This is a genomic window from Aliisedimentitalea scapharcae (assembly GCF_045277565.1).
In the GTDB taxonomy this organism is placed as follows: domain Bacteria; phylum Pseudomonadota; class Alphaproteobacteria; order Rhodobacterales; family Rhodobacteraceae; genus Aliisedimentitalea; species Aliisedimentitalea scapharcae.
In genome coordinates this window covers 3,795,051-3,817,781 of the sequence record NZ_CP123584.1, presented here as the reverse complement: position 1 = coordinate 3,817,781, position 22,731 = coordinate 3,795,051, and the positions used below count along the sequence as shown (strand labels likewise).

Annotated in this window: 27 protein-coding genes; 15 read left to right on the top strand and 12 right to left on the bottom strand. The window is 56.8% G+C overall.

Annotation, left to right across the window (positions count from 1 at the left end; genetic code table 11):
- Positions 1 to 8: 8 nt before the first annotated feature.
- Both QEZ52_RS17730 and QEZ52_RS17725 read right to left on the bottom strand, forming a co-directional pair.
- Positions 9 to 2,519 carry an ABC transporter permease gene (locus QEZ52_RS17730; protein ID WP_406645804.1) on the bottom strand — a complete coding sequence of 837 codons (2,511 nt, stop codon included), beginning with the start codon at positions 2,517 to 2,519 and terminating at the stop codon, positions 9 to 11.
- Positions 2,516 to 3,250 (bottom strand): ABC transporter ATP-binding protein, encoded by a 735-nt coding sequence (locus QEZ52_RS17725; protein WP_406645803.1) that lies wholly within the window; start codon positions 3,248 to 3,250, stop codon positions 2,516 to 2,518. Before QEZ52_RS17725 ends, QEZ52_RS17730 begins: the two co-directional genes overlap by 4 nt.
- 57 nt (positions 3,251 to 3,307) lie before the next feature.
- On the opposite strand from QEZ52_RS17725, the gene QEZ52_RS17720 reads away from it, so the two are divergent.
- Entirely contained in the window at positions 3,308 to 3,952 is a 645-nt protein-coding gene (locus QEZ52_RS17720; RefSeq protein WP_406645802.1) for an arylesterase, read from the top strand.
- 25 nt (positions 3,953 to 3,977) lie between these two features.
- Here the strand turns inward: QEZ52_RS17720 and QEZ52_RS17715 are convergent, their stop codons facing one another.
- Positions 3,978 to 4,547 (bottom strand): L,D-transpeptidase, encoded by a 570-nt coding sequence (locus QEZ52_RS17715; RefSeq protein ID WP_406645801.1) that lies wholly within the window; start codon positions 4,545 to 4,547, stop codon positions 3,978 to 3,980.
- A gap of 59 nt (positions 4,548 to 4,606) precedes the next feature.
- Positions 4,607 to 4,990 (bottom strand): hypothetical protein, encoded by a 384-nt coding sequence (locus QEZ52_RS17710; RefSeq protein WP_406645800.1) that lies wholly within the window; start codon positions 4,988 to 4,990, stop codon positions 4,607 to 4,609.
- 198 nt (positions 4,991 to 5,188) lie between these two features.
- Between QEZ52_RS17710 and trxC the strand changes: the two genes are divergently transcribed.
- Positions 5,189 to 5,614: a thioredoxin TrxC gene (gene trxC / locus QEZ52_RS17705; protein ID WP_406645799.1), complete on the top strand. Its 426-nt coding sequence runs from the start codon at positions 5,189 to 5,191 to the stop codon at positions 5,612 to 5,614.
- A gap of 54 nt (positions 5,615 to 5,668) precedes the next feature.
- Here trxC and QEZ52_RS17700 read toward each other — a convergent pair whose 3' ends face one another.
- Positions 5,669 to 5,875, bottom strand: a complete 207-nt coding sequence (locus QEZ52_RS17700; RefSeq protein ID WP_406645798.1) for a cold-shock protein — start codon at positions 5,873 to 5,875, stop codon at positions 5,669 to 5,671.
- A 323-nt stretch (positions 5,876 to 6,198) separates the two neighbouring features.
- Entirely contained in the window at positions 6,199 to 6,405 is a 207-nt protein-coding gene (locus QEZ52_RS17695) for a cold-shock protein (protein WP_406645797.1), read from the bottom strand.
- Between the two features lie 335 nt (positions 6,406 to 6,740).
- Between QEZ52_RS17695 and ettA the strand changes: the two genes are divergently transcribed.
- From ettA to dacB, 4 genes are all read left to right on the top strand, one after another.
- Entirely contained in the window at positions 6,741 to 8,408 is a 1,668-nt protein-coding gene (ettA, locus tag QEZ52_RS17690; RefSeq protein ID WP_406645796.1) for an ABC transporter ATP-binding protein, read from the top strand.
- A 47-nt stretch (positions 8,409 to 8,455) separates the two neighbouring features.
- The gene (locus QEZ52_RS17685) at positions 8,456 to 9,328 is read left to right on the top strand and encodes a hypothetical protein (RefSeq protein WP_406645795.1); all 873 of its coding nucleotides are present in this window, start codon (positions 8,456 to 8,458) and stop codon (positions 9,326 to 9,328) included.
- 162 nt (positions 9,329 to 9,490) lie between these two features.
- Positions 9,491 to 10,096 carry a nicotinate-nucleotide adenylyltransferase gene (locus QEZ52_RS17680; protein ID WP_406645794.1) on the top strand — a complete coding sequence of 202 codons (606 nt, stop codon included), beginning with the start codon at positions 9,491 to 9,493 and terminating at the stop codon, positions 10,094 to 10,096.
- Positions 10,097 to 10,242: 146 nt separating this feature from the next.
- Positions 10,243 to 11,733 carry a D-alanyl-D-alanine carboxypeptidase/D-alanyl-D-alanine-endopeptidase gene (gene dacB / locus QEZ52_RS17675; protein ID WP_406645793.1) on the top strand — a complete coding sequence of 497 codons (1,491 nt, stop codon included), beginning with the start codon at positions 10,243 to 10,245 and terminating at the stop codon, positions 11,731 to 11,733.
- A gap of 15 nt (positions 11,734 to 11,748) precedes the next feature.
- Here the strand turns inward: dacB and QEZ52_RS17670 are convergent, their stop codons facing one another.
- Positions 11,749 to 12,150, bottom strand: coding sequence for a GFA family protein (locus tag QEZ52_RS17670; protein WP_406645792.1), 402 nt, complete (start codon positions 12,148 to 12,150; stop codon positions 11,749 to 11,751).
- Positions 12,150 to 12,572 carry a tellurite resistance TerB family protein gene (locus QEZ52_RS17665; RefSeq protein ID WP_406645791.1) on the bottom strand — a complete coding sequence of 141 codons (423 nt, stop codon included), beginning with the start codon at positions 12,570 to 12,572 and terminating at the stop codon, positions 12,150 to 12,152. Before QEZ52_RS17665 ends, QEZ52_RS17670 begins: the two co-directional genes overlap by 1 nt.
- A gap of 284 nt (positions 12,573 to 12,856) precedes the next feature.
- Here QEZ52_RS17665 and QEZ52_RS17660 point away from each other — a divergent pair, with 284 nt between their 5' ends.
- From QEZ52_RS17660 to QEZ52_RS17650, 3 genes are all read left to right on the top strand, one after another.
- The gene (locus tag QEZ52_RS17660; protein WP_406645790.1) at positions 12,857 to 14,437 is read left to right on the top strand and encodes a lysine--tRNA ligase; all 1,581 of its coding nucleotides are present in this window, start codon (positions 12,857 to 12,859) and stop codon (positions 14,435 to 14,437) included.
- 68 nt (positions 14,438 to 14,505) lie between these two features.
- Positions 14,506 to 14,907 carry a DUF4864 domain-containing protein gene (locus QEZ52_RS17655; protein WP_406645789.1) on the top strand — a complete coding sequence of 134 codons (402 nt, stop codon included), beginning with the start codon at positions 14,506 to 14,508 and terminating at the stop codon, positions 14,905 to 14,907.
- A gap of 142 nt (positions 14,908 to 15,049) precedes the next feature.
- Positions 15,050 to 17,341 (top strand): glycosyl hydrolase family 28-related protein, encoded by a 2,292-nt coding sequence (locus QEZ52_RS17650; RefSeq protein ID WP_406645788.1) that lies wholly within the window; start codon positions 15,050 to 15,052, stop codon positions 17,339 to 17,341.
- A gap of 59 nt (positions 17,342 to 17,400) precedes the next feature.
- Here the strand turns inward: QEZ52_RS17650 and QEZ52_RS17645 are convergent, their stop codons facing one another.
- Positions 17,401 to 18,069: a hypothetical protein gene (locus tag QEZ52_RS17645; RefSeq protein ID WP_406645787.1), complete on the bottom strand. Its 669-nt coding sequence runs from the start codon at positions 18,067 to 18,069 to the stop codon at positions 17,401 to 17,403.
- A 145-nt stretch (positions 18,070 to 18,214) separates the two neighbouring features.
- On the opposite strand from QEZ52_RS17645, the gene parA reads away from it, so the two are divergent.
- The 4 genes from parA to QEZ52_RS17625 all read left to right on the top strand — a co-directional run bounded on the left by parA (position 18,215) and on the right by QEZ52_RS17625 (position 20,488).
- Positions 18,215 to 18,862: a ParA family protein gene (gene parA / locus QEZ52_RS17640; RefSeq protein ID WP_406645786.1), complete on the top strand. Its 648-nt coding sequence runs from the start codon at positions 18,215 to 18,217 to the stop codon at positions 18,860 to 18,862.
- Positions 18,863 to 18,956: 94 nt separating this feature from the next.
- A complete protein-coding gene (locus QEZ52_RS17635; RefSeq protein ID WP_406645785.1) occupies positions 18,957 to 19,277 on the top strand; it encodes an antibiotic biosynthesis monooxygenase in 321 nt (106 codons plus the stop codon).
- 104 nt (positions 19,278 to 19,381) lie between these two features.
- Positions 19,382 to 19,789, top strand: coding sequence for a universal stress protein (locus QEZ52_RS17630; protein WP_406645784.1), 408 nt, complete (start codon positions 19,382 to 19,384; stop codon positions 19,787 to 19,789).
- A 114-nt stretch (positions 19,790 to 19,903) separates the two neighbouring features.
- Positions 19,904 to 20,488 carry a rhodanese-like domain-containing protein gene (locus tag QEZ52_RS17625; RefSeq protein WP_406645783.1) on the top strand — a complete coding sequence of 195 codons (585 nt, stop codon included), beginning with the start codon at positions 19,904 to 19,906 and terminating at the stop codon, positions 20,486 to 20,488.
- A gap of 48 nt (positions 20,489 to 20,536) precedes the next feature.
- Here QEZ52_RS17625 and QEZ52_RS17620 read toward each other — a convergent pair whose 3' ends face one another.
- Entirely contained in the window at positions 20,537 to 21,004 is a 468-nt protein-coding gene (locus tag QEZ52_RS17620; RefSeq protein ID WP_406645782.1) for an aminoacyl-tRNA deacylase, read from the bottom strand.
- A 152-nt stretch (positions 21,005 to 21,156) separates the two neighbouring features.
- Positions 21,157 to 21,411 carry a hypothetical protein gene (locus tag QEZ52_RS17615; RefSeq protein WP_406645781.1) on the bottom strand — a complete coding sequence of 85 codons (255 nt, stop codon included), beginning with the start codon at positions 21,409 to 21,411 and terminating at the stop codon, positions 21,157 to 21,159.
- Between the two features lie 90 nt (positions 21,412 to 21,501).
- Here QEZ52_RS17615 and QEZ52_RS17610 point away from each other — a divergent pair, with 90 nt between their 5' ends.
- On the top strand, positions 21,502 to 21,855 hold the full coding sequence (locus tag QEZ52_RS17610) for an MmcQ/YjbR family DNA-binding protein (RefSeq protein WP_406645780.1): 354 nt from the start codon (positions 21,502 to 21,504) through the stop codon (positions 21,853 to 21,855).
- 100 nt (positions 21,856 to 21,955) lie between these two features.
- Positions 21,956 to 22,207, top strand: a complete 252-nt coding sequence (locus QEZ52_RS17605) for a zf-TFIIB domain-containing protein (RefSeq protein ID WP_406645779.1) — start codon at positions 21,956 to 21,958, stop codon at positions 22,205 to 22,207.
- A gap of 136 nt (positions 22,208 to 22,343) precedes the next feature.
- Here QEZ52_RS17605 and QEZ52_RS17600 read toward each other — a convergent pair whose 3' ends face one another.
- Complete coding sequence (locus QEZ52_RS17600; RefSeq protein ID WP_406645778.1) at positions 22,344 to 22,715, bottom strand: hypothetical protein; 372 nt, start codon at positions 22,713 to 22,715, stop codon at positions 22,344 to 22,346.
- Positions 22,716 to 22,731 lie beyond the last annotated feature (16 nt).

Genomic DNA, 22,731 nt, shown 5'->3' with positions numbered 1-22,731 from the left:
TGTAGCCGTCAGTCCCGGGCCCGCAGGATGCGGGCGGGACGGGTCGAGAGCGGTCGCCAGGCAAACGCCAGCCCCGCCAGCAACGTGCTGATCACACCAGCGCCGATGATCGCAATGGCATTGGGCCAGATCACCTGAAAACTGGTTTCAAAGACAAAGCGGCTCACGGCCCATGATCCGGTGAGACCCGCAGCCAGAGCCACCCCGCCCGCGCCCGCACCCAACAGCACCGCGCGCAAGGCAAAGCTGAACAGAATGGTGCGCCGAGGCGCGCCGAGGGATTTGAGGATTGCGGCCTCGTAACGCTGTGCCGGTTCCGCCGCAGCAGCAGTGCCCAACAAGACCAGAAACCCGGTCAACATGGTGGCTGCTGCGCCATAAGCAGTGGCCGAGGCGAGCGATCTCAGAATATCGGAAACCCGGTCAATCGCATCGCGCACCCGGATCGCAGTGATATTGGGAAACTGGCTGGCCAGGTCGCGCAGGATGACGGCTTCGGATCCGGGATCTGCATAGACTGTCGCAATAAAGCTGTGCGGTGCGCCGGCCAGAGCATTTTCATTCATGGCCAGAACAAAACCCATTCCTGCTGTGGAAAAATCAACATCACGGAAGCTGGTGATGGTGGCTGTGATGTCGCGCCCCAGAATATTGACGGTCAGCGTATCGCCCAGGCTCAGGCCGAGTTCTTCGGCCTCTTCCGCGGCAAAGCTGATCTGAGGCGGTCCGGTGTAATCGTCCGGCCACCAGCTGCCCGCCGTGATTTTGGTGTCGGCAGGCTTTTGTCCCGCATAGGTGATGCCACGATCCCCTTGGATAACCCAGTGATCGCCAGCGATTTCACGCGCAGGGGTATCGTTGATCTTGGTAATCACACCGCGCAGCATCGGGGCGCTTTCGACCTTGGACACGGTTGGGTCGTCATTCAGCCGTTGCGAAAATCCGGGCATCTGATCGCGTTGGATATCAACAAAGAAATAGGAGGGCGCAACATCGGGTAGGTTGTCGGAAATGGCCCGACGCATATTGCCGTCGATTTGTCCGATTGCGGCCAGAACGGACAGCGCCAACCCCAGCGACAGAACCGCAGGCGTGGTGGTGTCGCGCGCGGCCCCCAACGCGGCCAGCGCCCAGCGAAACGCCGGGTGATGGCGTCCAATGGGGGTGGCCATGCGGGCCAGGGCGCGGATCAACAGCGCAGCAAAGATCAACAGGACAAAGGCGCCCATCAACCCGGCCGCGGTCCAGAGCGTCAATTCTGTCGATCCGCTGAACCAGGCGGCGGATCCTACCAGGATGATCAACGCCATCAAGGTGGCGAACAGAAAACGCGGCGCGGGCAGTCGGTTGCGGGTCTCCGGAGCATCGCGAAACAAGGACGCTGGACGGATGCCTTCGGCGCGGGCCAAGGGCCAGAGCGTAAAGAGAAAGGCGGTGAGCGCACCATAGAGTGCTGCTTCGGCCAAGGCCGAGGGGAACACGGTGAAAACGGCGGGGAACGGCAGTTGCGCAGCCAGCACCGGCCCCAGTAACACCGGACCGATTCCACCCAGCATGAGACCCAGGGTGATCCCCACCAAAGTGAGCGCGCCAATCTGCAAGAAAAACATTCGAAAGATTGTTTGGCGGGTCGCGCCAAGCGTGCGCAGCGTTGCGATGGTTTCGGTCTTGGTGGCCAAATAGGCCCGTACCGCAGCAGAAACGCCCACGCCGCCGACGGCCAGGCCGGACAATCCAACCAGCACCAGGAATGCGCCCAGACGCCCAACGAATTCAGAAATCCCGGGCGCACCATTGCGTGAATCTGTCCAGCGCATACCGGTAGATTCAAACCTATCACGGGCCTGGGTGGACAGGATTTCCAGGTCGGTGCCCTCGGGCAGGGTCATGCGGTATTTGGTGGAGAACAGCGTGCCAGGAGCCAACAGGCCAGATTGTTGGAGGTCTTCAGTCAGAACCATTGTTCGTGGTCCCAGTGCAAAACCGCTGGCAGCTGCGTCCGGTTCCGTGTGGATCAGAGCCGCCAGAACAAAGCTCTGCCCGCCCAGATTGAACGTGTCTCCGACCCCCAGGCCCAGGCGGTCGGACAAGACCCGGTCCATGATCGCGCCCGGGTGTTCATCAGTCCCTCGCAGGGCAGCATCCAGAGCCATGTCGGGTGTCAGCCGAATTTGCCCGACCAGCGGATAGGCGTCATCGACGGCCTTGACCTGGGTCAGGGCGCGTTCGTCGCCGACCACCGCCATAGAACGGAATTCGACAACTTCGGAAACCTTCAGCGCCGTATCGGTGATCCAGGTGCGTTCCCGTTCATCGGCAAAGCGAAAGGTAAATTCCATTTCGGCGTCGCCGCCCAACAACGTCGAGCCTTCGCGTGTCAGCCCGGTTTCGATCGAGCTGCGCACCGATCCGATGGCAGCAATGACCGCGACACCCAAGGTCAGACAAGCCAAAAAGATCCGAAACCCGCGCAATCCGCCCCGCAGATCCCGCCAGGCAAGCCGCAGCGCCAGGCTCATTCTGCGGCCTCCGAAGGTTGGTCGGAGGGCAGGCCGGTGGTTTCGGGTCCATCAATGCGTCCGTCTCGCAGGTGAACCACCTGATCACAGCGCGCGGCGAGTTCGGGGGCATGTGTGACTATGACCAGTGTCGATCCATGACGTTCTTGCAGATCGAACAACAAATCCATGATTGTCGCGCCGGTGGTTCCGTCCAGATTGCCGGTGGGTTCGTCAGCTAGCAGGATCTTGGGGCGCGGTGCAGTGGCGCGTGCCAGGGCCACGCGCTGTTGTTCGCCGCCCGACAATTGGGCGGGGAAATGGCCTTCGCGGTGGGACAACCCGACGGCTGCCAGCGCGTCTTGCGCTTTGGAAAAAGCATCGGGATCATGTGCCAATTCCAGCGGTGTGGCGACATTTTCCAATGCCGTCATGGTCGGAATCAAATGGAAGCTTTGGAAGACCACGCCCATATGGTCACGGCGAAACCGGGCCAGTTGGTCTTCGGACATTGCAGTCAGATCATGTCCCAGTGCTGTGACTGTGCCCCCAGTTGCCTGTTCCAGCCCGCCCATGACCATCAGCAATGACGATTTCCCCGATCCTGATGGCCCAACCAGCCCCAAGGTTTGTCCGGCGGGCACATCCAATGAGATTCCGCGCAGAATATCCACGGTGCCGGTATTGCCATTCAGCGACAGAGACGCATTTTGGAGGGACAGGATTGCGTCATCTGACGTGGGGGCTGGCATGGGGCGAGTGTCTTTCTGTGGAACCGGGTATCGGTTCGATATGGAGCTTGGAAATGTATGCGCAAGGTAGTGATTGGTTTGATTATGCAGATTGTTGCCGTTTGTTCGGTCTACGCTGCGGAACCGGTGCGGATTGTGGCCTTTGGGGATTCTCTGGTGCATGGCTATGGGTTGCCATCCGACGCCGGGTTTGTGCCGCAAATGCAAAAATGGCTGGACGGCCAGGGTATCTCTGCGTCGCTGACAAATGCGGGAGTGTCAGGCGACACGACGGCAGGTGGCGCGGCGCGGGTTTCCTGGACATTGGGCGACGGATTTGATGCCATGATCGTGGTGCTGGGCGGCAATGACACCCTGAGGGGACTGGACCCGGCGCAAACGCGATCCAACCTGAACGCTATTCTGACGGAGGCGGAATCCCACAAAGTCGCGGTGCTGTTCGTCGGTATGCAGGCACCTGGCAATTTTGGAGCGGACTACAAAACCAAGTTCGATTCACTGTACCCCGATCTGGCTGCCGCACATGACGTCGTGTTTTTCCCTTATTACTTTGCCGGAATCGCCGATCGGGCCGACAACCCAGCCCAGCTGCGTCTGGTGATGCAGGGAGACGGTATTCATCCGAACGCCGATGGTGTGGCCGCCATTGTCGCAGCGATGGGTCCCTCGGTGGTTGAACTGATCACCCAGGTTCGGCGTTAAGATCACAGAGACAATTCTGATCGGATTACAGAACAGTGACCGTGGTTCCGACCGGAACCCGGTCATACAGGTCGATAACGTGTTCGTTGATCATTCGGAAACACCCATTTGACGCCGCGGTGCCGATTGTATCAGGCTGTGTTGTTCCATGAATGCGAATGTAGGTGTCGCGCCCGCCCTGAAACAGGTACAAAGCCCGTGCACCCAACGGATTGTTCGGACCTCCGGGTTCGATGTAATCGGTGCCCTTGAACTTTGCATACGTACGCGGGCTGCGTTCGATCATTTCGTCCGTGGGTCGCCAGGTGGGCCATTCTTTTTTGACGCCAATAACAGCCTGACCGGTGAACTCCAGTCCGGCTTGCCCGACACCGACGCCATAGCGGATCGCTTTGCGCTTATCCGTCACAAAATACAGGTAGTAGGACGATGGCAGAACCAACAATTGCCCTGGTTCGAATTCTTTGCGAATGCGGACAACTTGCGGGTTTGGATCATAATCTTGTTTTTGGGTTTTGGCCGAAACAGCACGGGGTAGAAACAGCGCCGGTGCAGCCAAGGTTGTCGTGGTAAGGAAGGTTCTTCGTGTGAACATGTCAAAACCTCATTCTTTGGTAACACATGGAGCCATGTTCGGCCTGTTGGGTGCAACGGTCAATGAATTTGACGCGAAGCCCAGGAAATCGACGCCAGTGTTGCAAAAGCCAGGGCACAGGTAGCGATCCAGCCGAAATACCAAAGCTGACCGGCCAACATGTCTTCTGCATACGAAGCGGTAAAGCGCATCTTGCCTGTCTGGGCCAGAACAAAGGCCACCAGCGTCAGCCCGGCAAAGCCCAGTTTGCGCACACCGCCCGGCAATTGCAAAATCCAAGCCGTAGCAGCCAGGCTAAAACCGACCGGAACCCCCACCCAAATCACTTTGTCTGCCCACCAAGGGTGTGCGCCCAACATCGCGGGCAGGTTGGTCAGATGTGCAATCACCGCTGCAAGGGCCACAAGAATTCCGGGGCGGAAGATGCGAATGAGCTGTTTCATGAACCAAAGGTGGCGATCCAGATAAGATTGTCGAGTGTGTGTGACAGTTTTGTGAAGAATGTTGCCCGTCGGACTCGGTGAATTGAACGTTGTTTTGGACTGCATCGTGGTGGGGTGGGACGGCGATGGGTTGCCGATGCAGGTACGATTGCCTATCTGAGAAATTGAATATGATCCAATAAACCGGAGGCATCTCTAATGGGTGACAAAACTCTTACCTGCCTGAATTGTGGTCAGTTGAATCGAGTGCCTGAAGACAAGCTGACAGCCGGCCCCAAATGCGGCCATTGCGGCAAGGGATTGATGACCGGACAAGCAATGGATGTGAGCCCGGCCGTTTTGGAAAAAGCTTCGAAAAACGATGATCTGCCATTGGTGGTGGACTTTTGGGCCCCGTGGTGTGGCCCCTGCAAGATGATGGGCCCTGAATTTTCCAAGGCTGCCAAAACGCTGAATGGCAAGGCGCGCCTGGTCAAGCTCGACACGCAGAAACACCAATCGACCGGCGGGCGCTATCGCATCCGCGGTATACCGACCATGGTGGCCTTTGAGCGCGGCAAGGAAAAGAAGCGTCAGTCCGGTGCCCTGCGTGCAGGGCAGATTGTCAGCTGGGTCAAAGGGTAGCTCTGACGGCAGTCCGAGATGGGGTGGGTCTGATGACCCACCCTGGTCTGGCACTTAGGCCAGAGCGATATCGTCAGCGCTTTCACGCCCGTCACGACCCGAGCGCAGCTCGTAGGTGACTTTCTGGTTGTCGGCCAGACCGGTCAGGCCTGCGCGCTCAACAGCAGAGATGTGCACAAACACGTCTTTGCCGCCGTCTTCCGGTGCGATGAAGCCGAAGCCTTTGGTGGTGTTGAACCATTTCACGGTGCCATTGGCCATATCCGTGTCTCCTCAAAATATGCTGCCCACGGTATGCGGCAGCTTGGCGTGTCGTCGTCTGGATCGATAGACTGAACGCCGATGGTCGGAGACAGTAGGTCGAAATAGAAACGTTAGCGATCTGAGATATGGCATCGGTGAACGCGTCTTACAAGAGTGAAGAACGCATCAATTCTCCCGACGTTGCGCAATGCCACATCGGGGGGACGGCCTGAAGGCTCGGAAAAAATGTAAGCTAGTCAATATCGTATCCGCATTTTTTGGTGCGGATTGGAAAACGAAGGCCGATCGGGATCGGCCTTCGTCAGTGGTCTCTGAAAAAATCAGGCCAGCTGGATGTTTGTCGCGTTTTCGCGGCCGTCACGGCCGGATTCCACGTCAAAAGTCACTTTCTGATTGTCGGCCAGACCGGTCAGGCCCGAACGCTCGACAGCAGAGATGTGCACAAACACGTCTTTGCCACCGGTTTCAGGTGCGATGAAGCCGAAGCCTTTGGTGGTGTTGAACCATTTTACGGTGCCGTTGGCCATATCCGTAGTCTCCTAAATAATGTTGCCCGCGTAGCTGCGGCAACCTGGCGTCGTAGGTCTGGATCGAAAGACTGAGCGCCGTATAAAAGGAGACAGTGGTCGAAAAAGAAAAACGTAAGCCCGATGCGTATGACAGGTGAAGAGGACTCTGGCAAGGATTGGTTTTGATTCAGAAAATTAGCAGCCAGACGGCGCTGACCCATGCACGGGGGCTCTCGAACCGTTTCAGGTTTCTTCCTGGGTCTCAGGGTCTTTCGCTGGGCGGTGGATTGCCCCCACGCGCATCGTCCGTTATCACACGCTCTGATCTGAATGTCCCAGCACGGAGCCCAACCATGGCCGCCTATCAGTACGTCTACCATATGCAGGGTGTCTCCAAGACCTATCCCGGTGGCAAGAAATGCTTTGAAAACATCCACCTGTCGTTTCTCCCCGGTGTGAAAATCGGTGTGGTCGGCGTCAACGGTGCCGGTAAATCGACCTTGATGAAGATCATGGCAGGGCTGGATACGGATTTCACCGGCGAAGCGTGGGCGGCCGAAGGTGCCAAAGTCGGGTACCTGCCGCAGGAGCCGAAATTGGACGAAACATTGAGCGTGCGTGAGAACGTCATGCTGGGCGTGGCGGAAAAAAAGGCCAAGGTGGATCGGTTCAATGCAATCGCCGTCGAGATGGCGGAAAACTATACCGACGAGCTGATGGAAGAGATGACCGCCCTGCAGGACGCCATTGATTCTGAAAATCTGTGGGATCTGGACAGCCAGATCGACATCTCGATGGAGGCGCTGCGGTGCCCTCCGGATGACGCCGAGATTGCCAATCTGTCAGGGGGTGAAAAACGCCGCGTCGCGCTGTGCAAACTGTTGCTCGAAGCGCCTGACATGTTGCTGCTCGACGAACCGACCAACCACCTGGATGCGGAAACCATCGCCTGGCTGCAACAGCACCTGATCGACTACAAGGGCACCATCCTGTGCGTCACCCACGACCGGTATTTCCTGGATGACATCACCGGCTGGATCCTCGAACTCGACCGTGGTCGTGGTATCCCGTACGAGGGCAACTATTCCGCGTGGCTGGAGCAAAAGGCCAAACGGCTGGAGCAGGAAGCCCGCGAGGACAAATCCAAGCAAAAGACGCTGGAACGCGAATTGGAATGGATGCGTCAGGGGGCCAAGGCGCGCCAGGCCAAATCCAAGGCCCGGATCAACGCCTATAACGATCTGGCCAACCAATCCGAACGTGAAAAGCTGGCCCGTGCCCAGATCGTCATCCCCAATGGCCCCCGTCTGGGTGGCAAGGTGATCGAGGTCGACAATATCGCCAAACACTATGGCGACAAACAGCTGGTCGAAGGGCTGTCCTTTGCGCTGCCGCCCGGTGGTATTGTTGGCGTCATCGGTCCCAACGGCGCCGGTAAATCGACCCTGTTCCGCATGCTGACCGGTCAGGAACAACCCGACACGGGGTCCGTGACCTATGGGGATACCGTCAAACTGTCCTATGTGGATCAGTCACGCGATGATCTGAACGACAAGGACACCGTTTGGGAATCGATTTCCGGCGGGGCCGAGATTATTGAACTGGGTGATGCACAGGTGAATTCGCGCGCCTATTGTTCGTCGTTCAACTTCAAAGGTGGCGATCAGCAGAAACCGCTGAACCTGCTTTCGGGTGGTGAACGCAACCGGGTCCACATGGCGCGTCTGTTGAAAGAGGGCGGTAATGTGCTGCTGCTCGACGAACCGACCAACGATCTGGATGTGGAAACCTTGCGGGCTTTGGAAGACGCGCTGGTCGATTTCGCCGGCTGCGCCGTTGTGATCTCGCACGACCGCTTCTTCCTCGACCGGATCTGTACCCACATCCTGGCGTTCGAAGGCGACGCGCATGTGGAATGGTTCGAGGGTAACTTTGAGGACTACGAAGAAGACAAAAAACGCCGGTTGGGTGCAGACGCACTGGAACCAAAGCGGTTGAAGCACAAGAAATTTGTGCGTTAAGGTTGTAAGGCGGGGATTTACCCCGCCTTTTTCTTTGGGGTTCAAATTTGAAAAAAGCTAGAGCGAAGGCGATATTCAATGCAGGCTCAAGGGCCATTGAATGCTTAGGGATAAATGATGGGAAGTACTATTGCCCGATTTGCGGCGAAGGCTTCACCTTAGAAGCCGGACTTCTAAACAGAAAACCCAATACCAACTGGTTAACCGAAGAAGATGTCCCACCAAAGTCAGTTGGAGGGAAGGTTGTCATTCTCACGTGTCGGCTTTGCAATAACTCGGCAGGCCACAACTATGAATTTGATTTGGTTCGGCGCCGAAATATGGTCGAACAAGCAAAGTGCCTAGTTGGACAACAAGATGGTGAGTTTGGCCACGTAATATTTAAAGTAGGCGGGCTGTCCCTTAACGCTAATTTATCGCGCCGAAATGGCATCACTCACTTTGACATTTCAGACAAAAACAACCTTAGTCACTTGGAAGTGAGCAAAGATACCCTTAGTGAATTTCAAGACGGGGATACCTTAAGCATTTCCCCACCTAAGGGCTACCAAAAGGAAAACATCGAAAAAGCTGACTTGAAGTCTGCTTTTTTGGCCGTAGCAGCCAAATTTGGGTATTCGATAGCTTTTGATAGCCGAATGATCCCTTTGCGAAAGGCAATTATTGGGCGCGCTGATCACAAAGATCTAATTCATTACATGGATTTTCCGCCCGAAATTTCAGACAAGATTCTAGTTGATGAAGAGGCTGGAGTCGCTGCAATGAAAATTGAAGATAGGGGCGTTGTCATACCGTGGCCTTCGCATCCTCTTTCAAATTTCAGAAAACGTGGCGATTGGTTGGAGATACGCGGGGCCTTGGTAGAGTTTCCGACGGGGTTCGAAGCGCTGGTAGATAGATCAAGGCTCAAAAAAACATAGCAATCCGACCTTCAACAAAAGACCCGCGCCTTCCCATGGAGAAGGTCAGGCGCAGGGCGTGCCACTGTGTGACGCGCTCCAAAGGAGGCGGTGCGTTTGTCTTAAGGTGGCCCTGCGCCAACCAATTGATTTCTCCCCCATTCTATGTGCATCAAGGCCGTCATGAGTAACAGGTTGCCGCATATGCGCCCGGGGATGCGGGTTGGGTTGCTTGGGGGGTCGTTTGATCCGCCGCATATGGGGCATGTGCATATCACGCGCGAGGCGTTGAAACGCTTTGGGTTGGATCGGGTGGTGTGGCTGGTGTCTCCGGGCAATCCGCTGAAAACGCGGGGGCCTGCGCAATTGACGCGGCGGATGCAGGCGGCGCAGGAGCTGTTGCGCCACCCGCGCGTTCAGGCCAGCGATTTCGAAACTCATGTGGGCACTCGGTATACCGCTGAAACGCTGTTCGAATTGCGACGGCGACATCCTGGTGTGCAATTCGTCTGGTTGATGGGGGCCGACAATCTGGCGCAGTTTCATCGCTGGAAGGATTGGCGTCAGATCATGGAAACGGTGCCGGTCGGGGTGCTTGCCCGACCCGGCGATCGGATCTCGGCGCGGATGTCCCCGGCGGCGCGGATCTATGGCAAATATCGGCTGTCCAGCCAGGCCAGTCATCTGTTGGGGCAATCCCAAGCCCCCGCGTGGTGTTTCGTGAACGTGCCCATGGTGTCGGCCAGTTCGACCGAAATCCGCGCCAAAGGCGGCTGGCCGCAGGGGTAAAACAGGGATGAACCGGGGGTGAATGGTCGTCTCTGATCCGGAAACACTGTGTGGATCGCTACATATTGATCGCTTAAGCGGCGAATTACCCTTGAAAAACCGGTCTAGACCCGATTCCATTCCGGGGTGATGATTAGAGTGACCAAATGGCATTGAAGCTGACAAGACGCGGGTTTGTCGCCGGGCTGAGTTGTGTGGCCTTGCCCGCGACCGGATGGGCAACGGCCCCTACCAAATCCTTGCGCCCGATTGCCCGTGGAGCAGAGTTCACAGCCCAGGCCCAAGGTGGTATCGAGTCTCTGGTGCGACGCTCTGGCATTCAGGGGCATGTGGTCTGTGCCGTAGCCGATGTGAAATCGGGCCTGCATCTGGAGGCGCTGAACGGCAAGGAAAGCCTGCCACCTGCCAGTGTGGCCAAGGCGCTGACTGCGCTGTATGCGATGGAAGTTCTGGGGTCGAATTATCGGTTCGAGACGCGTGTCATTGCCACGGGGCCAATCAAGAACGGCGTTTTGAAAGGCGATCTGGTGTTGCAGGGGGGCGGTGACCCGACGCTGAATACCGACCATCTTGCGGCGCTGGCCGCCGCGGTCAAATCCAAGGGCATCCGTGAAGTGCGCGGCACGTTCAAGATTGACGACAGCGCGCTGCCCATGGTGGCCAGCATTGACTCGGAACAGCCTGATCATCTGGGGTACAGTCCGGCGGTGTCCGGGATCGCGCTGAATTATAACCGGGTGCATTTCGAGTGGAAGCGCGGCTCCAAAGGCTATTCCGTCGCCATGGATGCCCGCACCGAGAAATACCGCCCCGAAGTGCATATGGCCAAGATGAAGGTCATCAAGCGTCAGGTGCCGGTCTATACCTATGCGGATCGCAATGGCGTGGACAATTGGACCGTGGCCAGTGGAGCGTTGGGCAAGGGTGGGGCCCGGTGGTTGCCAGTGCGCAGACCAGCGGCCTATGCGGGGGATGTCTTTGCCACAATGATGCGGGCGAATGGGGTTGTACTGAAAAAGGGTGTCGTCGGGAGATCGACCGGAGGTACTGTTCTTGCACAACGCCAAAGCGTGCCATTGTCAAAAATTCTCTATGGAATGTTGAAGTACTCCAACAATCTGACAGCAGAGATGGTCGGTATGACCGCGACCGCAGCACGGGGCGTCAGAATGCGGTCACTCAAGGATTCAGGCGGTGCCATGAGTGATTGGGCCGCACAGCGGTATGGAATGACGGGGACACGTATGGTGGACCATTCCGGGTTGGGCGATGCGTCGCGCATGACGGCCGTGGATCTGGTCGGAGCGCTGGTCAAAGTCCGCAAAACCGGGGTTCTGCATCCGCTGCTCAAACCATTTCCGATGCGTGATGCCAAGGGGCGGATCAACAAGACACATCCGATCAAGGTGAATGCCAAAACCGGGACGTTGAACTTTGTCTCTGGATTGGGTGGATTTATGACGGCTGCCGACGGAACCGAACTGGCCTTTGCCATATTTGTTGCTGATGTTGATCGTCGGGCCCGGATAAAACGGGCCGACCGAGAGGTGCCAGCTGGGGCGCGAACCTGGAACCGGAGTGCGAAGAAGCTGCAACAGAAGCTGATAGAACGCTGGGGTGCGTTGTATGGATCGTGAGGTCGCGCCCCGAGTTTAGGGCAGTGGCAGGGCCAGCCCGTCTATGTGTCGGATTGGCAGATCGGATGGGTCGAACCCGTCAAGGCAGCGCAGATTGACAGCCCAGCCCGTGAATTCGGGAACTCCCGCAGCGGTTTCATCCACGGTATTTTGACGTGGACGGCGAAACGGGAGAATCCCGCACGTCTTGCAGAAATAGTCCTGCGCGGTGCCCGTGCCCCACGAATAGACGTGGAGATCTTCGAACGGGGTCAGGAGTTCGATCTGATCCTGCTCAACACGAAAGATCAATGCGCCGCGTTTGTGACAGATGGAACAATTGCAAATCCGTTTGTGGTCGATGGCGGCGCTCAGCCGGAAACGGACCCGGCCACAATGGCAGGACCCGTTGTGAACCGGGGTCTTGCCGCCTGACATTACACCACGTGGCGCGCGCGGGCACCGCGTTCGATGGCGGCGGCGTGCAAACGGTCAATGTTCAGCTCGTGGCGGATTTCCTCGAGAAGACGCAGTTCAGGTTCGGCCAGCGTGCCGTCTGCAGCCGCAACATCACAGGCCAGCGCATAAGCGGTTTCGTTCAGACGGTCAGGCAGGTCGCCGCGGATGAGCCCGAACAAGGCATCAAGCCCGTCTTCCTGTTCCAGCAGATCAAATACGGTTTTCGAAATCCGGCTGATCCGGTCGATGTCATATTTGGCAAACACCGGCAGCATGTTGACTGCAGATTGGATTTTCACCAATTCGGCCGTGCGGATGGTTTCGTCCGAAGCCGAAACCGCCACCATGATGGCCACAAGGCAATCCTGAGGGGTCATCGAATGTGAGGGTTGCTCGGTCATTTGTTTTTATCCTTCGTGCGGCGTTACGTGGGTTCAAGATACGGAGGCAGGGAGGCGGGTACAACACCCGCTGACGCGAATGCGCAACATTCGGCTGCTGTGGGGGCAATGAGGCTGAGCGCGCGGGCTTTGAGCGGCGGACGGGTGTTTTGTCGCAAGCGGACACCGATATGTGCTTCGAGTTTATTGACTCATGCTGCACCAGCACAATAGACGGGTTCAGTCGGCTGCATGGGGCAGCCCTGATACGTGATGCGGCAAGATTGCCGCCGATGGAGAACGACATGTCCGAACTGCGCGAAACCGCTCTGCAGAGCAAAGCCTGGCCGTTTGAAGAAGCCCGCCGGGTGCTCAAACGTTATGCCAAAGGCGCGCCGGAGAAGGGGTATGTGCTGTTCGAGACCGGCTATGGCCCGTCGGGTCTGCCGCATATCGGCACGTTTGGCGAAGTGGCCCGCACCACGATGATCAAGACCGCGTTCGAGTTGATCAGCGACATTCCGACGAAACTGATCTGTTTTTCGGATGATCTGGACGGGATGCGCAAAGTGCCGGGCAATGTGCCCAATTCCGAAGGCCTGCATGAACACCTGCAAAAGCCACTGACCAGCGTGCCGGATCCGTTTGGCACGCACGACAGCTTTGGTCACCACAATAATGCCATGCTGCGGCGGTTCCTGGACACCTTTGGCTTCGACTATGAGTTTTACTCCGCCACAGATTTCTATGGTACGGGCCAATTCGACGAGATCCTGAAGCGCGCAGTTGATAAATACGATGACGTGATGGAAGTGATGCTAAAGTCGCTGCGCGAAGAGCGGCGTCAGACGTATTCGATCTTCCTGCCGATCCATCCGGAAACCGGTCGGGTTCTGTATGTACCGATGAAGAAGGTGGATGCCGAGAGTTACACGATCACATTTGACGATGAAGACGGCAAGGAGTGGACCCTTCCGGTGACTGGTGGCAATGTGAAGTTGCAGTGGAAGCCGGACTTTGGCGCGCGCTGGGCGGCTCTGGAAGTCGATTTCGAAATGTACGGCAAGGACCACAGCACCAACACGCCTATCTATGACAAGATCTGTCGGATTCTGGGTTGGCGCGCGCCCGAGCATTTCACCTATGAGCTGTTTCTGGATGCCAGCGGTCAGAAGATTTCCAAAACGTCCGGAAACGGGATTTCGATTGATGAATGGCTGACCTACGCGTCGACCGAGAGTCTCGCCTATTTCATGTACCAGAAGCCCAAGACCGCCAAGCGGATGCATTTCGATGTCATCCCAAAGGCGATGGATGAATATCACCAACAGCTGCGCGCCTATCATGGGCAGGAACTGAAGGCGCAGTTGAACAACCCGGTTTGGCATATCCACGGTGGGGACGTGCCCGAGTCCAAGATGGTGGTGCCATTTGGTATGTTGCTGAATTTGGCATCCGTGGCATCAGCCCATGACAAGGAAACGCTGTGGGGGTTCATCCGGCGCTATGCGCCCGAAGCCACCGCCGAAACCCATCCGGATCTGGATGCAGCTGCGGGGTATGCGGTCAAATACTACGAGGACTTCATCCAGCCAGCCAAAGTCTTCCGTGCACCGGATGACGCAGAACGTGCCGCGTTGGAAGAATTCCGCGCCAAACTGGCCGCGTGGGATGGGGAAACGGATGGCGATAGCCTGCAAGGCATCGTGTTTGAGGTCGGCCGCGAGCATTTCGGCAAAGAAAACATGCGCAACTGGTTCAAAGCGCTGTACGAAGTGCTGCTGGGGGCCAGTCAGGGGCCGCGTTTTGGCGGCTTTGTCGCGCTGTATGGCGTGGGTGAAACCGTTGCACTGATCGACAAAGGCCTGGCGGGCGAACTGGGATAACCTGTTCAGCCGTTTGACCTGAAGGTAAGAAACACTACCTCTCCGGCAGCCAGCTGGGGAGGTTTGCTATGCGTCGATTTTGGATTCCGATTGTTTTTGTTCTGATGCTGACCGGAACGGTGCAGGCGCAGAGCGCCGATATCAAAGCGGTTATCGGAAAACAGATCGAAGCCCTTGAAGTCGATGACTTTGACCGTGCATTTTCCTATGCCAGTCCGACGATCCAACGTTTGTTCGGGACGCCACAGAACTTTGGCTTGATGGTGCGCCAAGGGTATCCAATGGTCTGGCGGCCCGCTGATGTTCAGTTCCTTGAATTGCGCGAGACGGAAACAGGGTTCTGGCAAAGAGTCATGGTGACCGATCTGTCCGGCCGTGTTCATTTGTTGGATTACCAAATGATTAACTCCGGAAGTGGATGGAAAATCAATGCCGTACAGCGGGTTCAGGCAATTGGTGCCAGCGCGTGAGCAACGCGACCGTGACGGTGGTGTGAGGACGAATTAAGACCCATACCTTATTCCCTTTTTTCGCGTTCGGGTGCTGCCCGGACCCGAGCATGACCTAAAAGCTCCGGTGATCAGCCGCGGGCGGTTTTTGAAAGGGATTCGAATGAACAAGGCAATCACCGAGGGGGTGCTGCTGACGCCGCCCGCGTTCGAGAATGGGCTGAATGTATGGTCAAGCGGCGATGGGACACCGGGGTCTGACACCTATGCTTCGGCCCCCAATGCTGTGCTTGTCCCCGCGGATCAGGACTTTGGCAGTTGTTTGGAGCTGCAAAAAACCACATCAACCACCAAACTGCGCTACATGGGCGAAACGCCGATGTTGCCGGGGTGTTATCTGCAGATCAAAGTGCGGATCAAGGCTGTCAGCGGCAATCTTCCAGACGTTCGTGTTGCAGCCTGGGCCGGGGCCAGTGGCGGGAGCCATGTCGCTGGAGTGACCGAAGTTGGTACGTCAACATCATTGACCAGCTATGGTCAGGTGGTCGAAGTGACCGCGATTGTGGGCCCTGGTCTGCGTGGCGGTGTTGATATGGTTTGGGGGCCGGACGCCCTGTATGGCCATTTTGGCATTGATCTGACAGGTCCCAGTGGCGGCGTGGTGCGCATTGACGACATCGAGATCAACGACATCAGCGGCATCTACTTGCGGGATCTGATGAGCGTTGTGGACGTCCGCGATTTTGGCGCGGTGGGGGATGGCGTCACCGACGACTCGGCCGCATTCGAAGCGGCGGATCAGGCGGCCAACGGGCGCAAAGTTCTGGTGCCTGCCGGGACCTATCACCTTGCCAGTGGAGCGCAATTTGTTTCCGAGGTCGAATTTGAAGGCACAGTAACGATGCCGACTGATCAGATGCTGTTGCTGACCAAGAATTTTGATCTGCCAGCCTATATCTCGGCTTTTGGAAACGAAGAGCTTGCCTTTAAAAAGGCGTTTCAGGCGTTGCTGTTCAATTCGGATCACGAGTCCCTGGACATGCGGGGCCGCAAGGTCGCTGTGCACGAACCGATCGACATGAAGGCTGCTGTGCCCAGCAAAACCAGCTATGCAACGCGCCGCGTGATCCGAAATGGTCAGCTCGAAGCAGTTGCATCCAGCGTTTGGGATACAGAAACGTTCGTGTCGCAGGCGACATACAGCACGTCGGACAGTCGGGTTCTGACAAATGTGGTGAATGTTGCCAATATCCCGGTTGGTGCCTTGATTGAAGGTGCCGGTGTTGGTCGCGAAATCTACGTGCGCAGCAAAAATGTGGCCGCTGGCGAAATCACCATGAACGCGCCCCTGTTCGATGCCGAAGGGACGCAAAACTTCACCTTCAGAAGCTTCAAGTACCTGATTGATTTCTCGGGCTTCACCAAGCTTGATAAATTCGGGATGGAAGATATCGAATTCCAGTGCAACAACCACTGCAGCGCCATTCGCCTGGCAGACAAAGGGGCGACCTTTTCGTTGCAGGATTGTTTCATCTCCCGTCCCAAGGACCGCGGGATTACTTCGATCGGGGGCGGGTGTCAGGGGATGCTGATCGATCGATGCCAATTTCTGTCGTCCGAAGAGCCATTGGATGTCCCTGACCGAACGTCGATTGCGATTAACGCCAACGCCAATGACGTCAAGATTCGCAATTGCCGTGCGACCCGGTTCAAACATTTTGCGTTGTTGGCAGGCTTCAACAGCATGGTTCTGGGCAATCACTTCTTCCAGGGTGACGGTGTGGCAAACGGGGTTCGCAGTGCGGGTCTTGTCATTATCAGTTCGTTCACCAGTTGCACGATTTCGGGGAATTACCTGGATAATGCCTTTATCGAATGGACCAACGAACAGGACCCAAACCCGGATTACCTGAACGGGTTCTCTTTTAGTTCGATGGCAATCACCGACAACATCTTTTTGTCAGGTGATGTGGCCCCCTGGTTTAGCTACATTGTGGTGAAACCGCATGGAACCGGGCATTTCCTGAACGGTGTGTCGATCATGGGGAACAAATTCCGCAGCATCAATGGCACCATCGACCGGGCCGAACGGGTGGACACAAGTTTTGCAGACCTGAACCGGAACCGGTTCAAGAATGTGAGCTTTGAGGGCAATACGTTCCACAACGTGAGCGCGGTCGTGTCTAATCCATTGCGCGTCCGGCATGATCAGGCCACCGAGGCCGCGGTTTGGAATGTTAAGACCGACGGGCTGTTGCCGTTCCAGGGATATGCCAGGAACATGGACAGCGTGGTTCCGATTGGCCCGCTGTCGGATTCTGGGGGGGCCACGCGATATATCGCGCCCTATGCCGCAGTTTTGGAAGGCGCGAATTTCGATGTGGTCAAGCTGAGCTGGGGCCAGGCGGTCAAAGGTGAAGCCAACGTGATCATCCGGATGGACAATTTCTCGTAGGCGTTCAATTCTTGGGGCCGTGCCACGTTGCGCGGCCCCTTGTTCAAGAACGTGACCGATCAGAACTCCTTCCAAAAGGCGAGTTTGACGCCAATTGATTTGTGGTTTCCAACGCTTTTTCGTTCGGCGCCAATCACCCAGGAGATGTTGTTTTTTGTGCGATATCTGATGGATGGAATGACGGCCCAATTTACAGGACCGATGGCGGGGCGTGACGTTTCGATCTGAAGCATTGGTTGCAGCCGTTTGGTGCCGGACAGACCGATTGTGGTGTCCAGCTTGATCGTGGGGCCGGGGAGGCCCTGGCGAAATTCGCTGGCCAGGTCGATTGCGAGCCATCCGTGACCAAATCGGGTTTCCAGGTTGCGGCCATAAGACAGCGTCAGCTTTTGCATCTGTTCCCGAAAACCGCCAAAGAAATACAGACCTAGCCCAAGCTCGGCAGAAAAGCGGTATCTTGTTCGAGGCTTGCCCAGCGGGACCCGTGCAAACAGCATGGCATGGCCGGACGAAAAGCTGCCTTGGTTATAGTCCAGGCCAACGGTCAATTTCTGAGCGAGCCCGTATTCCGCGTAGACGCTGGTTTCATGCCCAAGGTAGTCGGGGAATTGACGCAGTGTCGACGACGTCGCGATAAATCCTGTGCCTCTGTCGCGCATCCATGCGCCCGCCTGCGCCGGGGTGGCGAGGACGACGTGCAACAGAACGCAAACCAGGATCGCGCGCATGGCTCCCTCCCTGTTAACAGGTTTCGGTAAACTTGGTTAAGGTTTGGTTACGAACCGCACCGCTGCGGCGATCCCACACAGCGATTGGACATTGCACCCTGTGAAGATCGGGTTATGCTGCGTCGCAGCGAAGAGGGGTGTCGTCATGGGCCAAATCATCACCATTGCACAGCAAAAGGGTGGCGCGGGGAAAACGACGCTGGCTGTCAACCTGGCTGTTGCGTTCTCGCGGGCGGGCAAATCGGTTGCTCTGGTCGATATTGATCCGCAAGGCAGCGCCGGTCGCTGGTTCATGACCCGGCTTGAGGTCATGGACGACCCAGGGATCGAATTTTCGACCGCGTCGGCCTGGGGGATCAGCTATGAAATCCGCAAATTGCGGGAAACCTTTGATATCGTCATCATCGACACGCCCCCAAAGGCAGACAGCGATTTGCGCCCCGCATTGCGCGCGGCGGATCTGGTTCTGGTGCCAGTCGCCAGTTCGCATCTGGATCTGTGGGCCGTTGAGATGGTGCTGTACCTGGCCGACCGCGAAGACAAGGAGACCATGCTGGTGATGACCCGTGCCCGTCCCGGTACCCGCCTGACAGCCGATGTCACGGAAAAGGCCCGCGGCCTGAGCGCCCGTCTGGCTGAAACACCCATGTCAAACCGGGTGGTCTATGCCGAAACGCTGGGTCAGGGCAAAGCTGCGGTCGAAGCACCAAAGGGCCCTGCGCATGGAGAAATGGCGGCACTGATGGCCGAAATACGCGACATTCTAAATACTTCCGAAGACCGGGCCGCCTGATCCAAGGTGCCAGTCCGGGCAAATGTTTGGTGAAAACCTGTTCCCTGTTGGCATTGAATTGGCTTAGGCTGAAGATGTCCAAACGGAGGAACACATGCCCAATATTGCCGAAAACAACGAAATCCAGACGGTCATTACAACATTCGAAATGACGCCCGGCACTTGTGAGGATCTGCTGGACGCGCTCAAGGCTGCGTATGCTGACTTTATCTCTAAGCAGCCGGGGTTCATTGCGGCTGGGCTTCACGTCAACGACGCACAGACCCGGATTGCCAATTATTCGCAGTGGCAACGTCGGGAAGACTTTCAGGCAATGTTGCGCACGCCCGAGATGCGGCGACGCAACCGCGATATCAATGAGCTGTGCAAGAGTTTCGAGCCCGTGATGTACGATGTTGCCATGACCTTTGATTGACCAAAATCGGGGTCGGAATTCGTGTCCCCTGAAACCATGATTTGAATCAAGGCTCGTTTCGGGATCACGGGTGATACTGTGCTCAGCCGAAAAGGAGCGATCTCATGTATCACAATATCCTTGTTCCGATTTCTTTTGACAGCGAACGCGATGTGTCTGGACCATTGAAATTGGCCCAGATGCTTTCCACACCCGAGGCGCAGATCACGCTGTTGCATGTCGTCGAACATATACCAGCCTACGCCATCAGCTATATGCCCGCCGATTATCTGGCCGAGGCCCGGGCTGCCATCCAGGGGGAACTGGATGCGCTGGCCAACACAATACCAAACGGGCGCGGATTGGTCATCGAAGGGCATTCCGGTCGGTCAATCCTGGATTGGGCCGAGGTCAACAAACCGGACTTGATCATCATTGCTTCTCACCGTCCGGGCATGCAGGACCTGCTGTTGGGGTCGACCGCAACCCAGATTGTGCGTCACGCGAGTTGCGCCGTGCATGTCGTGCGCTGACCAATCTGTCACATAGATAATACATTCAAATATGTGCATTGAATGAATGACTCAAAATGTCAGGGCGTCGCCGTTTGGCGGTGCCCTGGTCATGTGAATTTGGAGGAAACATTCATGAAAAACCTTGCGCTCGCTGTTGTTATGGCCGGTCTGGCCGGTCCCATTTGGGCCGACCCCGTACAAATCACCCGTGAAATGCCTGCTGCAGAGGTGCCGTTGCCCGAAGGTGGCACGGCAACCATCTCGCGCATTCAGGACAACGACAATGTCGTGTCCGGTGATTGGGCCAAAACCTCGCGCGCGTGCCCGCCATTTTGTGTCCAACCGATGAGCCCGGCCGAAGGCGTGATCACGATTGGGGAGCTGGAGTTGATCGCCATGTTGCAGGACCCCAAGGCCATTGTGGTCGATAGCCGGATCCCGGACCATTACAAAACCGGGACCATCGCCGGGTCAATCAACATCCCCTATACTGAAGCCGCCGACCGTCTGGACGCATTGGGGTGTGAAATCGACTTTGACGGCTTTGACTGTGAAGGGGCCAAACCGGTCGCGCTGTTTTGCAATGGCCCATGGTGCGGCCAATCTCCCAATGCCGCGCGCAACATGATCAAGGCCGGGTACCCAGCAGATTTGATCCACTATTATCGCGGCGGAATGCAGGTCTGGCGGATGCTGGGGCTAAGCGTCGAAAACTGAGTCTTTGGAACACCCGCAAGGCAGGTCCGCCCTGCCTTGCGGCCCGCGTCACTGCATACAGCAGATATCGCCATGTTCGGCCCGGCGCATGAGACGATCGAAATCGCGCCCCTTCATTTCGACCAGGGTCTTGTGATCTCCGGCTTCGAACCAGACAGTTTCGAGCCCGGTGAGGCTGTCGTCGATCACTGTTGGCACGTCATAGGCCATACCGACAGGCGGCGCGGCACCAAGATCGCAATCGTCAAAAACAGGCACCATGTCTTCTTCGCGTGCCAACCCCAACCGCCGGTGCATCATCGCCTGCAATGCTGTCAGGTCGACCTGCTGGGTTGACGGAATCACGGCCAATAACGGACCTTCCTCCATGTGGATCAGCACCGATTTTGCCAGACGATCACCCGGTACATGCGCCGCCTCTGCGCATTCCTGCGCTGTGGCAGCATAAGGGTGGGCACGCATGTCATAGGGGAGGTTGCGGGCCTCCAGGTGGTGTTTCAGTCGCGCAGCTATCATTGTGTCCTCCTTCCAGATTTGAAGCCCAGAAAGGAACAGTCGCGGTCGCGGTACACCCCCGACAGGGAGCGACCGGAGCGTCCTAGGTGGGAGGTATCTGCCAGTCTGCGCCTGTTGGGGTGAGTCGGGCAAGCACTGTGCGCAAGGGGGACCTAGAGAGCAAAAACTGCCAAGGCGACCAGCACAGGGGCCACAGCCAAAGGCACCCCCAGCCATTGCCAGTTTTCAGACCGCGCCAGGATCACCGCTGGCAGAACACAGGCCGCGACAATCATGTATCCGGCCATCAACAGACCAAACGCCATGCTCTGTCCGGCGGCATCCGTCGAGGTCAATGCCACATCCAGCGTCATCGCCATCAGAAACAGGAGCTGACCCAGGGACAACAGGTAAATTACACTCCGCATGTGCGAATTTACCACAATTATGAGTTGTGTGGAAGGGTGCGCCCGGCCAACGGACTTGCAAGATATGGCGAGCATGTCAAAGATCGGGCCATGACACGGAATGAATTCAATACCTTCTGCGCTGGCCTGCGGGCGACCACCCATGTGGTGCAATGGGGCAATGCGGACGTATGGAAAGTCGGTGGCAAGGTGTTCGCCATTTGTGGCTGGCACGATGGTGAGGCCGCCTTTACATTCAAGGTTAGCGACATCGCCTATGAGGTGCTGCAAGACGAACCGGGCATCCACCCCGCGCCCTATCTGGCCTCACGCGGGATGAAATGGTTGCAGGTCTATGAGGAACGCGGCATGACCGACGCCTCTCTGCGCGACCACATCGTGATGTCCTATGACATGGTTGTGGCGAAATTGACCAAGAAGCTGCGGGCGGAGTTGGGGCTTTAACTCGCCCGGGATTTACCATGAGTGTTGAATGCAAATTGGTCGCAGGTGGAAACCGCGCGGTGGCTCCCTATCTATTTTGGGTAGCAAAATGGAGATGCCGATGAAATGCCCGATTGACGGAACGCCACTTGTGATCACGGAACGCAGCGGGGTCGAAATTGACTATTGCCCGCAATGCCGTGGGGTGTGGCTGGACCGGGGTGAGCTCGACAAGATCATCGAACGATCAGCCGCCTACAGCGCGCCACCCTCACCGCCGCAACAACAGCGCGGGTATGATGACCAGGGTGATCACGGCTATCGCAAGAAAAAGAAACGTGGCGGGTTTCTGGACGAGCTGTTTGATTTCTAAGGCGCTGCTTCGCCAAGGAGGGTGAAGCGCAACACTTGCTGTTGTCCCAAGGCCGGCACCGCCGGCCAGCCCCCCCCCCCAGAGTCAGGGGCTGGCCTCAGTTTATTGGCGAGGGAGATCAGCTTTGCCCACGTGTTTACTCATTGCCTCGGATCGCCGAAAGCATGGCTGACAAGTGAGCTGCTTCACCGATAAGAAGATATTCGAGTTTTTCGGACGGTGCTGCAAACGTATGAAGCTGTTTCTGCTTTATATCGAAGATAGAAAACTTTGTGTTGGGCGCTTTGATGGAAAGTGCTTTGGACATCAGCAGTCCGCCCATCTGCGCTTTCAATCTAGAAAGTTTGTTTTTGTTGATGAACATCTTGATCGCGTGTTTTTGACCGTCAATGATCAAACCCATTTCTGGGTTAACAGAAAGCTGAAACTCGGCCGTCGACCATTCTCCTTTTGGCGGATCAAACCAATTTAGGGCGTTCTGATTTTTTTTCGCCACTTGTTGTAACAATCGATCGTCTCGGTAA